The organism is Paraburkholderia madseniana, assembly GCF_009690905.1.
Taxonomy (GTDB): domain Bacteria; phylum Pseudomonadota; class Gammaproteobacteria; order Burkholderiales; family Burkholderiaceae; genus Paraburkholderia; species Paraburkholderia madseniana.
The window spans coordinates 61,807-81,693 of record NZ_VOSW01000028.1; the positions used below are offsets into that span (position 1 = coordinate 61,807).

Sequence of the window (19,887 nt, forward strand, 5' to 3'; positions counted from 1 at the left end):
GGCGGCTCAGCCGTGCTGTGCCGCCGGCGCCCGGCGCACCTTCATGACGCTGCGCAAGCCCGACAACAGAGGCGCCCGCGCCGTGCCAGGCGAGCGGCCGAAGCTTTCCGTGATGCGGTCGAGAATGATCGCCAGCATCACCACCGAGAGACCGCTTTCGAAACCAAGGCCGATATCGAGCCGCTGAATACTCGCCAGCACGTCGTTGCCGAGACCGCCCGCGCCGACCATCGAGGCGATGATCACCATCGAGAGCGCCATCATGATGGTCTGGTTCACGCCGGTCATGATCGACGGCAGTGCGTTCGGAAACTGCACCTTGTAGAGCAATTGCAGGGGCGTGCAGCCGAACGCCTGCCCTGCTTCGACGATTTCGCGATTCACATGCTTGATGCCGAGCGACGTGAGACGCACAGCAGGCGGCATGGCGAAGATCACCGTGGAAAGAATCCCCGGCACGCGGCCGAGACCGAACAGCATGGCCGCCGGAATCAGGTAGACGAACGCGGGCATGGTCTGCATCAGATCGAGCACGGGGCGCACCATCATTTCGACGGTGCGGCTCTTCGCGGTCCAGATGCCGAGCGGCACGCCGAGCAACAGGCTGATCAAGGTCGACGAGAGCGTGAGACCGAGCGTGATCACCATCTGATCCCAGAAGCCGGTGCCGTAGATCAGCAGCATCGCCAGCAACGTGAACAGCGCGAAACGCCAGCCCACCCGCCACAAGCCGACACCGACGAAAAACGCCATCAGCGCCCACATCGGCACCGCTTGCAGGCCGTGCTCGATCAGCGCGGCAAAACTCTCGATGACCTTGCCGATGGAATCGAAGGTTTTTGCGTCGTGGTCGAGCAGGTAGTGAACGCCGTGATCGACCCAGGCGCCAAGTGGAATGACTTCAGACATGGGAACCTCGATGGCGCGTGAGAACGTTCAGCACGTTCGTCTTGTTGACCGAACCGCAGTAGGAGCCGTCCGCTTCGACGACCGGCAGCGGCGCACGGCTTGCCACCACGCGTTCGACGACGTCGTCTAACGGCGTGGTGCGGCGGATGCACTCGATGTGATTGAGCTGCGGCGACGCGCTGCCCATCGCATCGCGGCACACGAAGCCGCGGAACTTGCGCTCGCTGTCGAGCACGAAGGCGTATTCGGCGCTGCCGTTGAGCGTCGCGGCCACGCTCGAGGCGTCGATCTGCGGCGAATGCTGCATGAGCGGCACGGCGTCGGTCTGCATCAGGTCGCCGGCCGTCAGATAGCGGCTGGTGTCGATGCCTTCGAAGAACGCCCGCACATAGTCGTCGGCGGGATTGGTGATGATTTGCTGGGGCGTGCCGACCTGTACGACCTTGCCGCCTTCCATGATCGCGATCCGGGTGCCGATGCGCATCGCCTCTTCCAGATCGTGCGAGACGAACAGGATGGTGCGCTGCTGCTCGCGTTGCAGATCGAGCAGCACGTTCTGCATTTCCTTGCGTTTGAGCGGATCGAGCGCGGAGAACGCCTCGTCCATGATCATCAGCGACGGGTTGACTGCCAACGCCCGCGCCAGACCCACGCGTTGCTGCATGCCGCCGGACAACTGGGCCGGCAACTTTTCCGCGAACGGTGCGAGGCCGACCTGTTCGAGCACCGTCATGGCGCGTTTTTCGCGCTCCTTCTTGCCGACGCCTGCCACTTCCAGCCCGAACGCCGCGTTGGACAGCACCGTGCGTTGCGGCATCAGCGCGAAGGACTGGAACACCATGCTCATGTCCTTGCGGCGCAGCGCCGTCAGTTCCGAGCGCGGCACGCTGGCCACGTCGCGGCCGTCGATCAGCACCTTGCCGGCCGTCGGCTCGACGAGACGGTTGATCAGGCGAATCAGCGTCGACTTGCCGGAGCCGGACAGGCCCATCAGCACGAAGATCTCGCCTTCCTTGACTTCGAACGATACGTTATGGACGCCGACTATCTGACCGGTGCGCGCGAAGACTTCTTCTTTGGTTGCGCCGCCTGCCAGCATGCCGATCGCCTGTTTCGGGTTGGTGCCGAACACCTTGCACAGCCCTTCGACCACGACCTTGGGGGAATTCATTGAATGCTCTCCTCGCTTGGCGGACGTCCGTCCGCGCTGTGCATACATAGTTGCCAGAAAAAAGTACGCCTAGCCGACTATTTGCGACAACCACATGTGGAAATGCGACACCGCCGTCGCGCGGGCGCCGGCTGGCGGCGGGCAAAGCCCCGTTGGGTAAGGGTCTGCGAGGTGTTGGAGGGGATAGCCGGCCGTGTCGCGCCAGAGCAAGTGAGGGTGGTCTGGAGGAAAAAACGGCTGTGCGGACGACGTGGCAGGCGCATTTTGCCGCGACGCAGCAAGCCCGCCGTTGCTCAGCGGGCGTCGTTGCGCGCCCGCGAGGTGGGCGCCATGATCAATGATCGAGGCTCAATGACGGGCGCGAACCACTTGTAGCAGACGGTCCGCCCGCGAAAAATACCAGATCGCAAGGCCGCCCAGCACCGGGTACATGCAATACAGGCGCGCGAGCGCCCAAACCTCAGCAGAAAAGCCCATTGCGATTCCCCGCCCATCGTGGATGCCATTCGGCAAAATTTGAAACGGCGCGACCTGGCTATTGATTGCCGGTTCGAGCCGAAAACAGCGCCGCTGGTTGCACGCAGGGAAGGAAAGCCGGAGGTCTGGCCGGTTCATCGTGCACGGAAATCATTAGGGCAACCTTAAGGCTGCGTGCCGTTACTCCGTGTTACGAATCTCGCATCCCTCTTGCACCTGCAAACCGCGGCCCTGCCTACACTGCGCACCATCTCCACTGTCATCGCCAGCAACCATCAGGCGAAAAGAAAAACATGCGCAAGAACCTATTATCAGTGTTTCTCGGCGGCGCGATATTAGTGGCTTCCACAGTCGCTTCCGCGCACGTCGACGTGGGCATCGGCATCGGCATTCCCGGGCCGGTTTTCGTGCCTGCGGAACCGGCCTACATTGCGCCTCCGCCGGTCGTTTATGCGCCCCCGCCGGTGGTGGAATATGGCTACGGCTACGGCGACGACTGGCGCGCCCGCGAGTGGCATGAGCGTCAGGAGTGGCGCGAACGACGGTGGCGCCACCACGAGCATGAGGAGCACGAGCGCGAATGGCGCGAGCGCCATGGTTGGGGGGATGGGGATTGAGGCCAACGAAGTGGCGGCGCATGGCCGGTAAAGGGCTTGTTGTGCGGCCGGCCGCCTCAGGAAACTCGCTGAGGCGTGCCTTGCCTGCTACTTACTGCGCGACGAAGAGCATGCCGTGCGGATCCTGCAGCGCGGATGCACTACCGATACCCGCCACCACCGGCGTGAGGTGACCGGACTTCACGTCGAGTTGCATCACCTGCCCCTGACCCGCGCTGTACGCATCACCCTGCTTGAACGGCGCATCGACACGGTACGTCGTGTTGTTTGCGTCGGTGAACAGCATGAATGTCTTACCCGTCGAACCCGGCGCCGGGACAAAGCGCGTATCGTCCACCGGGTAGATCGGACCATCCTTATCGCTGTACAGCGTGAGCGTCAGGACACTGACGCTCTGACTTGGCCCGGGATTGCTGATGAACACGAGTTTGCCGTCCGCCTGGCTATCCAGCACGAGTTTCCCCGACGGGTCGATGGCCAGCGAATCCGGATCGGTCAGGGTCAGCGTCACCGGATGATTGAACGTAGGGTTCGCCGCGCCCCCCACAGATGGCGTCACGTCGATAGCCTGGGCGTTGCCGGCCAGCACCGGCGTCACGTCGAAGGTGGAACCATTGGCGTTCAGCGTGAGCGCAACGACGGTCGGACCCACGCCCGGCGTCGTGGGCGCCGAAGCACTCACATACACGACACCGTTGATGAGTTGCATATCGTCATAGCCGCCGCCGTGCACGGTGGGATTGACCGTCGCCTGATAGGTTTTCTGTGCGCCCGTGGCGAGGTCGATGATCGTCAACTCGGGATTGCCGTCTTCATTCGCCATTGCCCATAGCGTGTTCGTGTCGCTGCGCGCCATCAGGCCGTCTACGTGGCCCGGCACCGTGAACGTTTTCTGGGCGTTGCCGCTCAGGTCGTATTGCACGACCTGGTTGGTGATACCGGGCACCGAGCCGTCCTTCACTTCGCCGGCGTTCTGATAGCCGATGAATATGCTGGAACCCATCTGCACGATCGAATCGGGCTTCTGGGTTGCCGAGGGTGCTTTTGCGAATACCGCGAGCGAGTAGCCGGTGGCGGTTGCCGTGTTCGGAACTGGCGCCGCCGCTGCCGTTGTTGCCGCCGGGCTCGGATTGTCAACGCCTCCGCCACACGCCGAAAGCGCCATCACAGCCGAAATCATCAAAACAATGGAAGTCTTTTTCATTTTAAAGGTGTCCTGATTAAATGCATTTTTTCTTCGTCAAGGAAACGACATCCCTCTACCACACCAGTACAGTAAAAAACCGTATAAGCCGGCGGTTTCACTTTAACGGCAGATAATGTCAATCGAATGACGTAGCGAAATACAGGTGCACCTTGAAAAAACTTTCTTATTGACCGAATCGCAGGATTTTTTCTTCTCGATAGCGCAAAGAAAACTACCTGCTCACCGCTTAAGAGACGCTTAAGTGAGTGCGTTTTCGAGGTGCAAAAAAAGCCGCTATTGAAAGCGGCGTGTACTCATAGGATCGCTTAATAATTAAATGACGTAGTCGATGTAAGAATCACATCGACGAAAGCGGCTGAGAGTAGCCTTCGGCAAGCAAGTTGAAAACAAACCGTAATGCCTCGCTGCCAGAGAGGTAAATGAATTGAAAGAATAGGCGAGAATCAGCGCAACACGATCGCGTTCATCAGGAAATCGATACCCCCAACAGCTTCCCAACGCCGAACGTGAAGCCTGCGGCCACGAGACCGATGACGACCTGCCGCATGGCGGAGAACCCTGCGCTGCGCCCGTTGAATAGCGAGGTAAAGACCCCAATGGATGCGAGTGCAAGCATGCTGAGTACGATGCATTGCACGATCGCACTAAGCCCGTGCGTCCACAGGAACGGCATCACCGGAAAAATTGCGCCGACCGAGAACAGGCAAAACGAGACACCTGCAGCGGACCAGGGATTGCCGCCCAACTCCGAGGGATCGAGTCCGAGTTCCTCGCGCGTCAGGGTATCGAGCGCCTTGTCCTTGTCACGCATCATCTGTGACGCCACCCGTTTGGCCTCGACCGCGTCCAGACCCTTGGCGCGATAGATCAGCGCCAGCTCGTGCTCCTCGGCTTCCGGAGACACCTCCAGTTCCTCCGCTTCTTTAGCAATCTGGGTACTGGCCAGCTCGCGCGCATTGGTCACCGACAGCCATTCACCCAACGCCATTGAACACGCGCCGGCGATCAGGCCGGCAAGCCCCGTGAGTAGGATCGCTTTGTTGCCGGTTCCCGCGCCGGCCACGCCCATGATCAGGCAGAAATTCGAAACGAGGCCGTCGTTCGCACCGAGCACGGCTGCACGCAGATCGTTACCCGACGAAACGCCCTTATGCCACGACTCCGCAGCGGCGATGCGCGCCCCTTGCGACAGGGCCGGGTCGCCCCCGCCGTGAGCCAGGGTCTGGACTACCGCCGCGTGGTGATGCTCGTCGGCCGACATACTGCCCGCGTCCGGTTGCCCGTGGTATTTGTTACGGTCAGCGTATTCAGCCGCGGCAAGCGTGGGTAGCACGAAACCCGCGCCGAACATGCGTACCAGTGCTTTCATCAGGCGCGTTTTCACGGCCTGGCCGGTGCCCTTCGGCTGGATGCCGTTAGCTCTCAGCTTATCGGCCCATACCTGCGCATGATCGTGCTCCGATTTTGCGAGGTCGCTGTAGACCTGCTTGCGCGTGTCGTCCTTCTCGACTTTCGCGAGCGTTTCATAGAGCGCGGCGCTGTGGAGCTCGTCGGAGAGATTGGCTCTGTACCGCTTGACTTCATGTTTGGATGCCATGGGAATGTGCCTGCATATCGGTTCGATAACAACGAAGCGTAATCGATTCAGGCACGGAAATCATAAAGCCCCTAAAGCGCATGTTGAGCGAGAACACCAACAGTTCTCATCCCCATTTGGTTCCGCACGATTTTTTCTTAAGACATGCTTATGCGTGTCCTCATCAAGCACAGGTTCTCGCCACTATCGTCCAGTATTTCCGCGCTTCGAAATACGGAAGAAAGTAATTTGGCCTCGCCTAAGGAGAAATTAAGGAACGCTGCTTATTCTGTGAGTACGCATCGACCGGAATGGTCGGCGCGGCACCATCACACTATTGGAGAACTATCATGAAAGCACTCAAACACATCATGCTCGTTGCGTCGATCGTCGCCATCCCGACTCTGTCGTTTGCCCAGCAGATGAACACACCGATGAACGACACAACGACGGCACCCACCGTCTCGATGCACGACACGCAGAACAATCAGCCGGGTACGCAATATCAGCAGCCCTCACACAAGATGTCGGGATCTGGTGACAGCTCAGGTTACGGTGCACCCGCGACAAGCTTTTCGCAATCTTCGACGATGCATTTCGAGGGTAAGAATTCGGGATTGTTCAAGCATTGAATACGCGCGATGATGCCTTGCACTTCCTCGCTGTCTCCGCGCTAGCCACTATTTGCGGCAAGTCAGCGGGCAACAATCAGCGCGGGAGTGAGGCACATCTTCAATCAGAAAGCCGATCAAAAACCAGCGAGATCATTGCGGCGCAGGAGCCGCCCGATATCCTCGCCGGCCGATAGCCAACGTGAGCACGGCGGAAACCGCAAGACTCGCCGCAACCACATAGAGCCCGGCAGCATATCCACCCGTCACGCTCTTCAGCCAGCCGATTGCAAACGGACCGACGAAACCGCCGAGATTGCCGATCGAGTTGATCATGGCGATACCGGCCGCGGCGCCAGCGCCAGAGAGAAAGGTACTCGGCATGGCCCACAGCGGCGCCTTGGCCGCGCTGATGCCCACGTTCACGAGAATCAGCGCGAACACCGCTGCAACAACTGTATCCGCAAAGCCTGCCCATGCGAGCCCGATGCCGGCTGCGACGCACGGAATCACCACATGCCACGTGCGCTCGCCAGTGCGATCCGAATGGCGCGCCCACAGCACCATGCCGATCACGGCCAGCACGCTGGGAATCGCGTTCAACGCGCCGGTACCCAGCGCGCTAAAACCGAATTGGCGAATGATCAGCGGCGCCCACAGTCCGAGCGTATAAAGCCCCGCCGAGGTGCCGAAGTAAATCATCGACATGATCCACACGCGCGGGTCGCGCAGCGCGGCGAGCGCACCTGCCGCGTGTCCCGCCTGCGATTCACGTCCCGCGCGTTCTTCGCGTAGGGTCGCGACGAGCCACGCTTTCTCATCCGCGGCAAGCCACGCCGCCTTTTCTGGCGAATCGGTGAGCGCTTTCAAAACCACGAACCCGAGAACAACCGCAGGAATCGCTTCGATGAGGAAAAGCCATTGCCAGTCTTTCAAGCCGAACAGGGCCGGCATCTGCATGATGGCGCCTGAAATGGGCGATCCGATTGCCGTCGACAAAGGTGCGGCCGCCATGAACGCGGCCGCCGCGACTGCTCGTTGCCGCGCGGGAAACCACTGGCTGAGATAAAGAATGATGCCGGGGAAGAAACCGGCTTCGGCCACGCCGAGCAAGAAGCGCAGCGTATAGAACGAATTCGGCCCGACGACAAACGCGGAAGCCGCCGACACCAGCCCCCACGTCACCATCACACGCGCGATCCAGATGCGCGCACCGACCTTGTTCAGAATGAGGTTCGAGGGCACTTCGAACAGAAAGTACCCAAGAAAGAAGATGCCGCCGCCGAGTCCGAACATGGTCGGCGAGAGGCCGAGGTCCTTGTTCATCGTGAGCGCCGCGAAGCCGACGTTCACACGATCGAGAAAGCTCACAAAATAAAGCAGCATGACGAAGGGCAAAATACGCCACGTCAGCTTGCGAACCACACGGGCTTGCAATTCATTGGCCATGCCAGTCTCCAGTCTTTAAATCGCCCGTGACGTATTCGTCCGGGCGTTTTGTTTTTGTCTAATGCGCGTTGCGTATTGCATGCGGCCAGTTCAGGCTACCTTGAACGCCGCCGATTCCGCTGCGAGGATCGCGCAGACCGCGTCGGTCACCTGCGCTGTTGTGGCCGTACCGCCGAGGTCACCCGTGTGCAACGCCGGGGCAGCCGTGATGCGTTCGATCGCGCTCATCAACTGCTGGGCAGCGGCCATTTCGCCGAGATGCTCGAGCATCATCACAACCGACCAGAACGTGCCGACCGGATTGGCGAGACCCTTGCCCATGATGTCGAATGCGGAACCGTGAATCGGCTCGAACATCGAGGGATAGCGGCGCTCGGGGTCGAGATTCGCGGTCGGCGCGATGCCGAGGCTGCCGGCCAGTGCCGCGGCCAGATCGCTGAGAATGTCCGCGTGAAGGTTCGTCGCGACGATCGTGTCGAGCGTGGCGGGACGGTTGACCATGCGTGCGGTGGCGGCGTCGACGAGTTCCTTGTCCCACTTGACGCCAGGAAATTCCTTCGAGACTTCGAGCGCAATCTCGTCCCACATGACCATGGCGTGACGTTGCGCATTGCTCTTGGTGATCACCGTCAGCAGCTTGCGCGGTCGCGACTGGGCGAGGCGGAACGCGAATCGAAGAATGCGTTCGACGCCCGCGCGGGTCATCATCGAAACGTCCGTTGCCACTTCGATCGGATGGCCCTGGTGTGCGCGTCCACCTACGCCGGAATACTCGCCCTCCGAGTTCTCGCGAACGATGACCCAGTCGAGATCCTTCGGCCCACAGCGCTTCAACGGTGCGTCGATGCCAGGAAGGATGCGAGTGGGACGCACGTTCGCGTACTGATCGAAGCCCTGACAGATCTTCAGGCGCAATCCCCAAAGCGTCACGTGATCGGGAATATGCGGATCACCCGCCGAGCCGAACAGAATCGCATCCTTGTTGCGGATGGCATCCAGCCCATCGGCCGGCATCATCACCCCGTGCTGGCGGTAGAAATCGCCGCCCCAATCGAAATTCTCGAACTCGAACCGGAAGGCGTCGCTACGCGCAGCGATGGCTTCGAGAACCCGTTGGCCCGCGGGCACGACTTCCTTGCCGATGCCGTCGCCGGGAATGGTTGCGATGCGATAGGTCTTCACTGGCGTCTCCTTGGTGTTGAACGTATGGCTGCATCCTAGTATGGCGACCGCACGCGAAAACGCTGCTAGACTCAAAGCATCCTTAACCTGCAGTTAATAATAGGCTGTTCATCGGCCTGCTCATCGACCCACTCAACATGACTTCGTCGATACAACCGGAAGACCTCGCCTTCTTCTCCAAGCTCGCCGCAAGCGGCAGTCTGACCGCGACTGCGCGCGAACTCGGCTTGAGCACGGCAGCCGTGAGCAAGCATCTGGCGCAAATGGAATCGCGCGCGGGCGTGTCGCTCGTGAATCGCACGACCCGGCGTATGAGCCTTACGCCGGAGGGCGAACTCTACCTGACTCGCGCCAGACGCATCCTGAGCGAAATGGACGACCTGGCCCAGTTGCTCGGCGGCTCGCAAGCGGCCCCGAAAGGCCTGTTGCGCGTGAACGCGACGCTCGGTTTCGGCCGCAGTCACGTGGCGCCGCTCATTTCCCGATTTGTGCGGCGCTTTCCCGAGGTGGACGTGCAATTGCAACTCTCCGTCGACCCGCCACCGATTAGCGACGACGCCTTCGACGTGTGCGTGCGTTTCGGCGAACCGCCGGATGCGCGCGTGATTGCGCGCCGGGTCGCGCCGAACCGGCGATTGCTTTGCGCATCGCCAACGTATTTCGCCAAACGGCGCGCGCCGCGCAGTCCGGCGGAGTTATCGCAACACAATTGCATCGGCATTCGTCAGGGCGACGATGGCTATGGGCTCTGGCGCTTGACCAGCGGACGCGGTTCGACCGAAAAGACCGAGACCGTACGCGTGCGCGGCAACCTCACCACCAACGACGGCGAGATCGCGGTGAAGTGGGCGCTCGACGGTCACGGCATTCTGATGCGGGCGGAATGGGATATCGCGGAGTATCTCGCCGATGGCCGCCTGATCCACGTATTGCCGGAATACCGCACGCCGGGTGCCGATATTTATGCGGTGTACCCGCAACAGTTGCAGATGACGGCGCGGGTCAAGGCTTTCGTCGACATGCTGATAGAGACGTTCGGCACACGCTGAGTCCGTTCTTTGATAGTTCTGCAATGCAGAACCACCGCATCAGCCGTCTTTCTCGCAATTCAAACCGGATAATTCCGGCAATCTCCTTGTATTACATAGCCTTACGGCACACTTCAAGCGCGCCTTCAGTGCCAGGTGTTTTCCCTATTTTGGCCTGCATTGCAGGCCAAACGAGCGGTTTCCCCCGTTGACACAGAACGAACGGTCGTGCCAAATTGCGCCTGCATCCTGTGCGCAAGCACGCGATCGATGAACTCATAGCAGCGCCGGGCCGCCCCTGCACCCAGGAGACAAGCCAGCCGGCAACCGGACTCGAAACGCATACCAGCACACCCACTATTTCGCATCCCTTATCAGATCGCGAGGGCCCGCTATTGTCGCTATTGCCTGTTGAGATCGTATCGCGCAACAGATCGCCAGAATCTTGCAGCACAAGCAATACTTCGCCAGTTCAATTGATTCCAATAAACAAGGAGACACGAAGCATGCCGGCAAGTCATCGCAATCGAGTTGGAGCCATTCTTGGATTAGTTGGAGCATGCGCCCTGGGCACGGCCCAGAGCGCCCATGCACAAAGCAGTGTCACGCTGTACGGCATCGTCGACGGCTCGATCCTCTACACCAGCAAAACGCTTAACGCGGCCACAGGTCAGAGCGCCGGCCATCAATACTCGTTCACCGACAGCGGCCTCTCCGGCTCGCGCTTCGGCATGCGTGGCGCCGAAGATCTCGGCGGCAGCATGCGTGCGATCTTCGAACTCGAAAGCGGCATCAGCATTGCCAACGGCGCGTTCAGCAATTCGAACGGCAACGAGTTCGGGCGGCAGGCGTGGGTCGGCGTGGACAGCCGCTACGGCACGGTCAAGGCCGGCTTGCAGTTCTCGCCCTTCTTCCTCGCGGTGTACGACTTCGATCCGCGCGAGATGTCGTACTTCGGCAGCGGTCTCATCACCTATCTCAACAACGTCTATGTGACTGGCCTGTTCAATCCGAACGGCATTTCGTACACGTCGCCGGAAATCGCCGGCTTGCAAGCCAGCGCGATGATGGCGCTGGGCGGCACGGCCGGGAACTTTCAGGCGGGCCGCCAGTACTCGGCGAGCCTGCGCTACCACCTCGGCACGCTGACCGTCGATGCCGCGCTCTACAGCGGCAACGCCGGCGGCAGCGCTGCATCGATCGCGATTCCGAGCGTGGTCGAATTCGACGGCCGTGCGCTCGGCGCCAGCTATGTGTTCAACAACCTGACAGTGAAGGCCTCCTACGTGCAGTACAAGGTGGCAGGCTCGTTCAACGATCGTGTCTATTCAGGCGGCGCCAGCTATCGCATCACACCGGCGCTGAACGTCGACGCGGGTGTGTGGGTCACGCGCGACGGAAACAACTCGTCGAACAATTCGATACTGGCGTCCACCGGCGTCGACTATTCCCTGTCGAAGGCCACCGTGGTGTATGGACAAGCTGGCTTCGTGACCAACCACGGTGCCATGCACACTGGACTGTCCGTCAACAACGCACTGAACGAAGCGACCGGCACGACGGCCGGCGTGAATATCGGCATGCGGCACATGTTCTAGCCGGCGCAGAACGCGAGATACCGGCGTGCCGCGCAGGCGGTGCGCCGGATCATGCGAACGGGCGACTTGATGCGCGTCATCTAAGTGACTTCCCTAATAATCTGCAATGCAGAACAATCAAATGGAAAAACCTGTTGACGGAAAGTGAACGCCCGTGCCAAATTTCTCTAGCACCGCCACACATCGCCATTTCCAGTTCGCGCCGATGCGTGCGTGTTTCAAGCGTCGACAACCGTCGATAACGGTCGCCGGATTCGAGAGAGCGGCTGTTGTCCCGTCCGTAGTCAGGTGTGCGGCGATGCGTCCCCTGCAGCAAGGGTAACGATTGCACAGCGTGCTTCCGTTGGAGGGTGTCAAAGCGTGGACATGTTTTTGCAGCAGCTTCTCAACGGCTTGACGCTGGGCGGCATCTACAGCCTCGTCGCACTCGGACTCACGCTGGTCTACGGCATTCTCGCAGTGCCGAATTTCGCGCACGGCGCGTTCTACATGGTCGGCGCGTTCGTCTCGTTCTACCTGATGAGCCGGCTCGGCTGGAACTACTGGCTCGCGATGATCGGCTCCGGCCTCGCGGTCGCAGTACTCGCGATGCTCGCCGAGCGGCTGGTGTTCCATCCGCTGCGCAAATCTTCCGAATTGCATCCCATGATCGCCGCGATCGGCCTCCTGCTGTTTCTCGAAGCCGGTGCGCAGGCGATCTGGGGCGCGGACTTTCATCGTATGGCCACGCCCTACGCCGGGATCGTCGATCTGGGCGGCGTGACCGCGCCCGTGCAACGCCTGCTGATCATCGGCGCAGCGTTCGCGTTGGTTGTGCTGCTGCAACTCTTCCTCAAATACACGGTGATCGGCTCGAGCATCATCGCGATGGCGCAGGACCGCGAAGGCGCCTCGCTGATGGGCATCGACGCCAACAAGGTGACGATGCTGACTTTCGGCATCTCGGGCCTTCTCGCCGCCGTGGCCGCCACGCTGTACGCGCCGATCAACCTCGTCTATCCGGCGATGGGCCAACTGGTGATCCTGAAGGCCTTCGTGATCATCATTCTCGGCGGCATGGGCAGCGTGCCGGGCGCGATCGTCGGCGGATTGATCATCGGCATGGCGGAGAGCTTCGGCGCTTTCTACATTTCGACCGACTACAAGGACATCATCGCCTTCGTGCTGCTGGTGGTGATTCTGTCGGTTCGTCCTCAAGGTCTGTTCACCAAGGAACTGCGCGCATCGTGAAACCGGTCATGAAATTATTCGAGGGCAAGCTGGGGTGGACACTGCTGTTCGTGCTCGGTCTCGTGTTTCCGTTTCTGGCCACCAACGACTACATGCTCACCGTGATGTCCACCGCGTACGTCTTCGCGCTGGCCACCGTCGGGCTGAATCTGATCACCGGCTATACGGGGCAGTTCAATCTCGCGCACGGCAGCTTCATGGCGGTGGGCGCGTACACGGTGGGCATTCTCACGGTCGATCATCAGGTGCCGTTCTGGATCGCGTTCATTGCGTCAGGCGTTGTCGTCGCGATACTGGGGGCGCTGGTCGGCCTTGTTTCGCTGCGTCTGCGCGGCCACTACTTTTCTATTTTTACGCTGTGCGTCGGCTACATCATGTTTCTCGTCATCGAGAAATGGGACAGCCTCACGCATGGTGTCTCAGACATTGTCGGCATCCCTGCGCCTTCGGGCTTCGGCATCGTCTCTTTTGAAAATCCGCGGCCGCTCTATTACCTGGTGTTCGCCTTTCTGGTGCTCGGCGTGTGGCTGATGCATCGCATCGTCGACTCGCTGCTTGGCCGGACCTTCATGGCGATCCGCAATAGCGACGGTCTCGCACAGTCGCTCGGTATCAACCTGATGCGCAACAAGGTGCTGGCCTTCGTGCTGTCGGTCGTCTATGCCGGGCTCGCGGGCGGCCTCTATGCGGGCTCCGTGCGTTTTCTCGGACCAGATCTGGCCGGCGTCGAGCATACTTTCGACATGACCATGTATATGCTGGTGGGTGGCATCGGCACCCTCGCCGGCCCGCTGCTCGGCGCGCTCGCCATACCGTGGCTCACGCAGTATCTGCAGTTCTTGCAGGCGTACCGTTTCGTCGTGTTCGGCCCGATCCTGATTCTGCTGGTGATCTTTCTGCCGAACGGTATCGTCGGTTTGTATCGGGCAAGAACGAGCCGGCGCGCGAAACTGGCAACGGCGAAAAGCGGCGGCGTCGCGCTCCAATCGCAGCCCACGCGCGGAGACCGCCATGCTTGAAATCGACTCGCTCAGCAAACGCTTCGGCGGTCTCGTCGCGGTCGACGACGTCAGCACGCATATCGAAGCCGGCAAGATCAATGCAATCATCGGGCCGAACGGCGCGGGCAAGACCACCTTCTTCAATCTGATCAGCGGCGCCCATCTACCGAGCTCGGGACGCATCCGCTTCAAAGGCCAGGACGTGACAAAGCTGGCTGCCGATCAGATGGCGCGTCTCGGCATCGCCCGCACGTTTCAATCCACCGCGCTGTTCGACCGGGCGAGCGTGCTCGACAACCTGATCGTCGGCCACCGGCTGCGCACGCGCTCGGGGCTGTGGGACGTGTTGACACATTCTGCGCGGCTCAAACAGGAAGAACGCATCTGCCGCGAGAAGGCGCGCGAGGCCCTGGATTTCGTCGGGCTGTCGGCAATTGCGGAACGGATGGCCGGCGACATCTCGCAGGAAGAGCGCAAGCGTGCAGCCGTGGCGCTCGCACTCGCCACCGAACCGAGCCTGATGCTGCTCGACGAACCCGCCGGCGGCGTCAATCCCGAAGAGACCGAAGGCCTCGCCGAACTGATCCGCAAGCTGGTGAAACACGGCGTGACGGTGTGCCTGGTGGAACACAAGATGAACATGATCATGAAGCTCGCCGATCGCATCATGGTGCTGAACTACGGCAAGAAAATCGCCGAGGGCACGCCTGCCGAGATTCGCGCCAACCCGGCCGTGATCGATGCCTATCTTGGGAGCGAACATGCTGAAGTTTGAGAACGTCGCGCTCGATTACGGCAGTTTCCGCGCGCTGGACGGCATTACGCTGCACGCGGACGACGGCGAACTGGTCGTGCTGCTCGGCGCTAACGGTGCGGGCAAGAGTTCGATCTTTCTCGCAACGAGCGGCCTGCGCCGCGCTGCGAGCGGCAGCCTGCGCCTCGGAACGCGCGAGCTGCTCGGCATGACGCCCGCGCAGATCGTGCGCAACGGCGTGATTCATTGCCCCGAGGGCCGCAAGCTGTTCCCGGGCATGTCGGTGTTGAAGAACCTCACGCTCGGTGCCTATGTGCATCGCGGTGACAAGGCCGGCAATCAGCGCAATCTCGATCAGGTGTTCGCACTCTTTCCGCTTCTCGCCGAACGCAAGGATCATGCGGCCGGCTCGTTGTCCGGCGGGCAGCAGCAGATGGTGGCGATCGGCCGCGCGATGATGGCCCGGCCCAAGGTGTTGCTGCTCGACGAACCGTCGCTCGGTCTCGCGCCGCTCGTGGTCAAGCAGGTGTTCGAGGTGATCCAGCAGATCAATCGCGCGGGCACGACGGTGCTGCTAGCCGAACAGAACGCGTTTGCGGCGTTGAAGATCGCGCACCGCGCCTACGTGATCGAGAACGGCCGCATCGTGCTCGAAGGCGATCACACGAGTCTGATGAACAACGAAGCGATCCGGCGCGCTTACGTCGGCGGCTGAACGCATTTGATGCACAGCCTGACGCCTGACGCTTAAGCGCCGGGCCATTCGAACAATCCCAAAGGAGACACGTATGACGATCAAACGCTTGTGCGGACGCGCTGGAGTAGTTGCGGCTGTCGCCACAACGGCGCTGCTGGGCACGGGCGCCGCGATGGCGCAGCAGGTGGTGCATATCGGCTACTCCGGTCCGTTGAGCGGTGGCGCGGCGAAGTACGGCCAGGAAGTGCTCGAAGGCATGCAGATGGCGGCCGCCGACGTCAATCAGGCCGGCATCGAAGTGGCCGGCAAGAAGATCAAGCTCGAAATCGTGCCGCTCGACGATAAGTACAACCCCGCCGAAACCGCGATCAACGCGCGTCGTCTTGCGCAGGAACAGCAGGCGGCTGTGGTGCTCGTGCCGCATTCGGGCGGTGGCTTCGCCGTGCAGACCAGCAACGAACAACAGAAACTGCTGCTGCTCTCGTACACCAGCGTGCCGCAGATCAGCGAGCGCGGCAACAAGCTCACGGTGCGCATTCCTCCCGCGTTCACCTCGTATCTGAACTCGTTCATCAAGTACGAAATGGCGACGTACGGCAAGAAGGTTGCACTCGTCGCCACCGATACCGACTACGGCAAGGTCTGGGTCGCCGCATTCAAGCCCGCGTGGGAAGCAGCCGGCGGCACGATCGTCGCGGACAATTCGATGTCGTATAACCGCGCCACCGATTTCTACAGCGGCGTGAGCCGTGTGCTGGCAGCCAAACCGGACGTGATGTTTATCGGCGGCCCGTCCGAGCCGACCGGCCTGATTGCGCAGCAGGCGCGCGAACTGGGCTTCAAGGGCGGCTTTATCGTGATGGACCAGGCCAAGCTCGACGAAGTGGCCAAGGTGACCGGCGGCTATGCACCGCTGAACGGCGCGATCGGAGTATTGCCGCTGGCCAACGATGAAACGCCGAACGCCAAAATGTTTGTGGAGCGCTTCCGCAAGAGTCACGGTGGCCGTGATCCGAGCCAGGAAGTATCGCTGAACTACACCGCGGTCTACGCAACGGCACTCGCGATGAAGCTGGCCGGCAGCGTCAACGACGCGACCGCGATCCGCAATCAGTTCGATAAAGCCGTGAAGGCGCTGCCGCCACAGGCTAATCCGCAAAGCGTGACGGGCGTCGACGATCACGGCGGCTTCGTGATCGGCAAACCGCTTGCGGCGGTGGTTCAGGGCGGACAGTTGAAATCGGCGGACTTGAGTTCGCTGGCAGCGGCGAAGTGATGACGTGATGCGGGAGGCTTCCGGCGCTAGTTCGAGGACAAACTCCAGCACGCGCATGAGGCGCTCGAGCACTACCGCGCCGCCCGCAGGGAGCCGCGCGAACAGCAAGCGCACCGGTCATTCCGGTGCGCTGCTTCCTGTCCATAACGCTTGTCGCCCAAAGCCCACTTACACGGGACCGAATGTCATCGACCTGCTAATACTCATACCGCAGCCCCAACCCACCGTTCACGCCTTTCCCGATCCCGCCCAGTTGCGCCCCGACCTTCAACCACGTGCGCCAGCGCGCATTGAACTGGCCGTTCAGACCGATGTTGACCTCGGCGAGGTTCCTCGCCCCGTCCGCCGACACCATGCGCCCGTTCATCGCCAGCTCCGATTGCCCGTATTCGTAGCGCCAGACCGTTTCGATGAACGGCTGCAGTCTCGTCGTCGCCGACGTCTCGATCGTGCCATTGACACGCACACCGAGCCGCGTCGTCATCCCGTTCGGGCGGACGAAATCAACTGTCGTTCCGGTCGCGGATTCGAACACCGTATGGTCGAAGTAGCCGTTCCAGATGACCTGCGCGAGCGGCGTCACCACGATGCCGTAACGACCGACGGGTCCGAACGCATAGCCGCCTTCAAGTGATGCGCTGGCGATCTGCGAGTGATAGGACTGTGCAGGCAGTCCTTCGCCGCTCACGCTACTGTTCTGCCAGCCATACATCAACCAGCTATCGACGTACGTCCTCAGGCGCTGAACGTCGTCCTGAAACCAGGTGCCGTAGATCCCCGCCGCGTAACTGTCCACGCTGCCGGACGCACGGTTCGGATTGTCGGCGGCCGTCGCGCTGGTATCGACGTGCCCATACGCGGCCATCACGCCTACATGTAATCGGTCGCCACTCCCTGTCAGCGGCCATGCCCCGACGTCGGTGCCCATGTGCAGCAGCCATCGCGTGTTGTGCATGGCGCCCCGGCCGTCCGCGAAGCTCGCGTGCCCGCCCGCACCCTCGACTCTCGCCCACGCGCTCGAACCGAAGGCGGACTGGGGCTGGGTCGACTGATAGTCGCCGCTCGTAGCGCCGAGACGATCGCGCAGCTCGTGATTGAACAAGGTCGCCGAAGCATAGACATTCGCCAGATAGGCGCCGATCTCCGGCCGGTAGCGAGGCACGGGCGTCGGAGTCGGAGTCGGAGTCGGAGTCGGAGTCGGAGTCGGAGTCGGTGTCGGTGTCGGTGTCGGTGTCGGTGTCGGCGTCGGTGTCGGTGTCGGCGTCGGTTGCACCGAGGAGCCTAAATACCACTGCCCGCTGGCGGGATCCTGGCTGATTTCATACTCATAGAGACCAGCAACCACACGACCTGCGAGCGTAAAAGCGGTCGAGGCCGACGCTGCGCCGTTCGTCAGCGCCACCACGCGGATGCCGGTCTGCGTGAGCGCGCCCAAGCCTCCGGCATTCGTAATGCCGATGGCCGTGCTGCCAGTGACGGCAGCTCCGCCGTTCGCGCCGTCGATAACGAGCTGGTCCGTCGGTGACCCGTCTCCCCCGAGCTGCGTGTTCAGACGCAACGCGCCCTGCCCACCGTAGTTACCGAGGACGTGAAGCTGATTCCCCGGCACGGCGCCGCGCAGATCGATGGTGCCATCGTTCTGGATCTGGCCGATGAGCGTGAGCGTACCGAGGCCTTGCCCCTGCAACTGCGGTGCGGCATCCGCTGCCGTGAGCATCCCGCGATTGAGCACGTTTGCATTCACGATCCCATATCCTCCCAGCGTTCCGTCGACCGTCACGCCTCCAACGCTCGAGAGTGTCGCGGCACGGTGCGCGGCGTCGCCGACGAGAAGCGTGGCGCCCTGGTCCACCTCGGTGCCGCCCGGGTCCGTGAGGATGCCTGTCAATCGAAGTACGCCCTGCCGGACCGACAGCGCGCTAGCCGTCGCTCCGGTGAGGTTGACTTGCCCCGACAGCGTCCAGTCGACGCCCTGCATCGTGAGCGAGTCGAATCCTTTGATGGCGACGCCCGTGCTGCCGCTATCCGTCAACACAACGGCGTTGTTCGCACCGTTGCTGACGACGTCGCCTCCGAGCACCGACCCTGGGCCGTCCACCACGAGCGAGATCGCTGGGAACTCAGCATGCGTGCCGAGAATCATTGTGTTGTTGTCGCCGTCGAACCGCACGGCTGTGGCCGCCCCCGTTATCGTGCCGAGGTTGTACACGCGGTTGCCGTCGCCGGTCAGGTCGATGGCGGGACCGCGGCTCGCTCCGGCCTGAAGGGTGCCGGCGTTGATCAACACGTTGTCGTCGGCCTTTGACCGCATGACCGCACCGCTCATGTTGCGGATCGTGCCGTAGTTGAGCAACTGGCTTTGCGCTGCGCCTTCGAAGTCCACGGCCGGTGCGTTGCTGTCGCCGCCCTGGATCACACCCGACGCCTCATTGATGACCGAGTAGAGTCCGCTGCCGAAGAACCACAGTGCATAGTTGCTGGCCGAAATGAGTCCGGCATTCGTCACGGTCACGTTATACGCGCCGTTCGAGACGACACCATACTTACCGCTGATCGTGCCCGTCGACGAGTTGTCGACCAGCGCGCCTCGCCCCGTATAGACTCCTGAACTCACGGTGCCGACGATCTGTCCGTCGTTGTAGACCGCCATGGACGCACGGTCGGTATGCACGCCGTCGGGACCTGAAATGGTGCCCCCGGCGTAGTTATAGACGGTTCCGCCATTGGTGAACTGTACGCCTGAAGGTCCGTTCTGCTGGGTCGCGAGCGACTTGATCAGGCCATAGTTGTCCACCCGGTCGGCCCTGGCGCTGGCGCTGCCGAGCTTGAGCGCCGCTGCGGCAGTCGTGGCCGATCCGCCCTGCAAGGTGCCGAGGTTGGTGAACTGCCAGTTCTGCGCGCTGCCGCCGGTTACTGCGGCGCCCGTGTTGACGATCGACCCGCCTTGGGGCAGCACGAAGACGGACTCACCGGGATAGTTGGTATCGAGCGCGATGGTCTGACCGTTCGAACTGGGTAGCGTCACATCCGCATGCGCCGGCACGCAAACAGGCAACGTCAGGAGGCAAATGCGATACCACGCAGGCACTGCGACGCCGGGGGGC

Annotated in this window: 17 protein-coding genes; 9 read left to right on the top strand and 8 right to left on the bottom strand. The window is 61.6% G+C overall.

Annotated features, from left to right (window positions below; translation table 11 throughout):
• Nucleotides 1-6 precede the first annotated feature (6 nt).
• From choW to FSO04_RS16620, 3 genes are all read right to left on the bottom strand, one after another.
• The gene (gene choW / locus FSO04_RS16610) at nt 7-909 is read right to left on the bottom strand and encodes a choline ABC transporter permease subunit (RefSeq protein ID WP_093644471.1); all 903 of its coding nucleotides are present in this window, start codon (nt 907-909) and stop codon (nt 7-9) included.
• The gene (locus FSO04_RS16615; RefSeq protein WP_154560716.1) at nt 902-2,080 is read right to left on the bottom strand and encodes a quaternary amine ABC transporter ATP-binding protein; all 1,179 of its coding nucleotides are present in this window, start codon (nt 2,078-2,080) and stop codon (nt 902-904) included. Before FSO04_RS16615 ends, choW begins: the two co-directional genes overlap by 8 nt.
• Before the next feature lie 348 nt (nt 2,081-2,428).
• The gene (locus tag FSO04_RS16620) at nt 2,429-2,695 is read right to left on the bottom strand and encodes a hypothetical protein (protein ID WP_154560717.1); all 267 of its coding nucleotides are present in this window, start codon (nt 2,693-2,695) and stop codon (nt 2,429-2,431) included.
• Between the two features lie 155 nt (nt 2,696-2,850).
• Between FSO04_RS16620 and FSO04_RS16625 the strand changes: the two genes are divergently transcribed.
• Nucleotides 2,851-3,174 (top strand): hypothetical protein, encoded by a 324-nt coding sequence (locus tag FSO04_RS16625; protein ID WP_154560718.1) that lies wholly within the window; start codon nt 2,851-2,853, stop codon nt 3,172-3,174.
• A 91-nt stretch (nt 3,175-3,265) separates the two neighbouring features.
• On the opposite strand, the gene FSO04_RS16630 is transcribed toward FSO04_RS16625, so the two are convergent.
• Together FSO04_RS16630 and FSO04_RS16635 are read right to left on the bottom strand one after the other, a co-directional pair.
• Nucleotides 3,266-4,378, bottom strand: coding sequence for a hypothetical protein (locus tag FSO04_RS16630; RefSeq protein ID WP_154560719.1), 1,113 nt, complete (start codon nt 4,376-4,378; stop codon nt 3,266-3,268).
• A 469-nt stretch (nt 4,379-4,847) separates the two neighbouring features.
• Entirely contained in the window at nt 4,848-5,978 is a 1,131-nt protein-coding gene (locus FSO04_RS16635; RefSeq protein ID WP_154560720.1) for a VIT1/CCC1 transporter family protein, read from the bottom strand.
• A 329-nt stretch (nt 5,979-6,307) separates the two neighbouring features.
• On the opposite strand from FSO04_RS16635, the gene FSO04_RS16640 reads away from it, so the two are divergent.
• Nucleotides 6,308-6,589: a hypothetical protein gene (locus tag FSO04_RS16640; protein ID WP_154560721.1), complete on the top strand. Its 282-nt coding sequence runs from the start codon at nt 6,308-6,310 to the stop codon at nt 6,587-6,589.
• Nucleotides 6,590-6,721: 132 nt separating this feature from the next.
• On the opposite strand, the gene FSO04_RS16645 is transcribed toward FSO04_RS16640, so the two are convergent.
• Both FSO04_RS16645 and FSO04_RS16650 read right to left on the bottom strand, forming a co-directional pair.
• A complete protein-coding gene (locus FSO04_RS16645; RefSeq protein WP_154560722.1) occupies nt 6,722-8,017 on the bottom strand; it encodes an MFS transporter in 1,296 nt (431 codons plus the stop codon).
• Between the two features lie 90 nt (nt 8,018-8,107).
• Nucleotides 8,108-9,199 carry a tartrate dehydrogenase gene (locus tag FSO04_RS16650; protein WP_168435709.1) on the bottom strand — a complete coding sequence of 364 codons (1,092 nt, stop codon included), beginning with the start codon at nt 9,197-9,199 and terminating at the stop codon, nt 8,108-8,110.
• 137 nt (nt 9,200-9,336) lie between these two features.
• Between FSO04_RS16650 and FSO04_RS16655 the strand changes: the two genes are divergently transcribed.
• The 7 genes from FSO04_RS16655 (at nt 9,337) to FSO04_RS16685 (ending at nt 16,783) form a co-directional block, all read left to right on the top strand.
• Nucleotides 9,337-10,248: a LysR family transcriptional regulator gene (locus FSO04_RS16655; protein ID WP_154560723.1), complete on the top strand. Its 912-nt coding sequence runs from the start codon at nt 9,337-9,339 to the stop codon at nt 10,246-10,248.
• 485 nt (nt 10,249-10,733) lie between these two features.
• Nucleotides 10,734-11,825, top strand: coding sequence for a porin (locus tag FSO04_RS16660; protein WP_154560724.1), 1,092 nt, complete (start codon nt 10,734-10,736; stop codon nt 11,823-11,825).
• 366 nt (nt 11,826-12,191) lie between these two features.
• Nucleotides 12,192-13,055: a branched-chain amino acid ABC transporter permease gene (locus FSO04_RS16665; RefSeq protein WP_154560745.1), complete on the top strand. Its 864-nt coding sequence runs from the start codon at nt 12,192-12,194 to the stop codon at nt 13,053-13,055.
• A gap of 8 nt (nt 13,056-13,063) precedes the next feature.
• Nucleotides 13,064-14,074 (top strand): branched-chain amino acid ABC transporter permease, encoded by a 1,011-nt coding sequence (locus FSO04_RS16670; RefSeq protein WP_154560725.1) that lies wholly within the window; start codon nt 13,064-13,066, stop codon nt 14,072-14,074.
• A complete protein-coding gene (locus FSO04_RS16675) occupies nt 14,067-14,831 on the top strand; it encodes an ABC transporter ATP-binding protein (protein WP_154560726.1) in 765 nt (254 codons plus the stop codon). Before FSO04_RS16670 ends, FSO04_RS16675 begins: the two co-directional genes overlap by 8 nt.
• Entirely contained in the window at nt 14,818-15,525 is a 708-nt protein-coding gene (locus FSO04_RS16680) for an ABC transporter ATP-binding protein (RefSeq protein ID WP_154560727.1), read from the top strand. The genes FSO04_RS16675 and FSO04_RS16680 overlap by 14 nt, the downstream gene beginning before the upstream one ends.
• A gap of 73 nt (nt 15,526-15,598) precedes the next feature.
• On the top strand, nt 15,599-16,783 hold the full coding sequence (locus FSO04_RS16685) for an ABC transporter substrate-binding protein (RefSeq protein ID WP_154560728.1): 1,185 nt from the start codon (nt 15,599-15,601) through the stop codon (nt 16,781-16,783).
• Nucleotides 16,784-16,979: 196 nt separating this feature from the next.
• On the opposite strand, the gene FSO04_RS16690 is transcribed toward FSO04_RS16685, so the two are convergent.
• Nucleotides 16,980-19,871, bottom strand: a complete 2,892-nt coding sequence (locus FSO04_RS16690) for an autotransporter family protein (protein WP_199203037.1) — start codon at nt 19,869-19,871, stop codon at nt 16,980-16,982.
• Between the last annotated feature and the right edge of the window lie 16 nt (nt 19,872-19,887).

Excerpts from the sequence above, each read along its gene's own strand:
- FSO04_RS16675 (WP_154560726.1), top strand. The coding sequence starts at position 14,067 with ATGCTTGAAATCGACTCGCTCAGCAAACGCTTCGGCGGTCTCGTCGCG.
- FSO04_RS16620 (WP_154560717.1), bottom strand. The coding sequence starts at position 2,695 with ATGAACCGGCCAGACCTCCGGCTTTCCTTCCCTGCGTGCAACCAGCGG.
- FSO04_RS16635 (WP_154560720.1), bottom strand. The coding sequence starts at position 5,978 with ATGGCATCCAAACATGAAGTCAAGCGGTACAGAGCCAATCTCTCCGAC.
- FSO04_RS16680 (WP_154560727.1), top strand. The coding sequence starts at position 14,818 with ATGCTGAAGTTTGAGAACGTCGCGCTCGATTACGGCAGTTTCCGCGCG.
- FSO04_RS16615 (WP_154560716.1), bottom strand. The coding sequence starts at position 2,080 with ATGAATTCCCCCAAGGTCGTGGTCGAAGGGCTGTGCAAGGTGTTCGGC.
- FSO04_RS16655 (WP_154560723.1), top strand. The coding sequence starts at position 9,337 with ATGACTTCGTCGATACAACCGGAAGACCTCGCCTTCTTCTCCAAGCTC.
- FSO04_RS16685 (WP_154560728.1), top strand. The coding sequence starts at position 15,599 with ATGACGATCAAACGCTTGTGCGGACGCGCTGGAGTAGTTGCGGCTGTC.
- FSO04_RS16630 (WP_154560719.1), bottom strand. The coding sequence starts at position 4,378 with ATGAAAAAGACTTCCATTGTTTTGATGATTTCGGCTGTGATGGCGCTT.
- FSO04_RS16670 (WP_154560725.1), top strand. The coding sequence starts at position 13,064 with ATGAAATTATTCGAGGGCAAGCTGGGGTGGACACTGCTGTTCGTGCTC.
- FSO04_RS16645 (WP_154560722.1), bottom strand. The coding sequence starts at position 8,017 with ATGGCCAATGAATTGCAAGCCCGTGTGGTTCGCAAGCTGACGTGGCGT.
- FSO04_RS16665 (WP_154560745.1), top strand. The coding sequence starts at position 12,192 with ATGTTTTTGCAGCAGCTTCTCAACGGCTTGACGCTGGGCGGCATCTAC.
- FSO04_RS16625 (WP_154560718.1), top strand. The coding sequence starts at position 2,851 with ATGCGCAAGAACCTATTATCAGTGTTTCTCGGCGGCGCGATATTAGTG.
- FSO04_RS16640 (WP_154560721.1), top strand. The coding sequence starts at position 6,308 with ATGAAAGCACTCAAACACATCATGCTCGTTGCGTCGATCGTCGCCATC.
- choW (WP_093644471.1), bottom strand. The coding sequence starts at position 909 with ATGTCTGAAGTCATTCCACTTGGCGCCTGGGTCGATCACGGCGTTCAC.
- FSO04_RS16660 (WP_154560724.1), top strand. The coding sequence starts at position 10,734 with ATGCCGGCAAGTCATCGCAATCGAGTTGGAGCCATTCTTGGATTAGTT.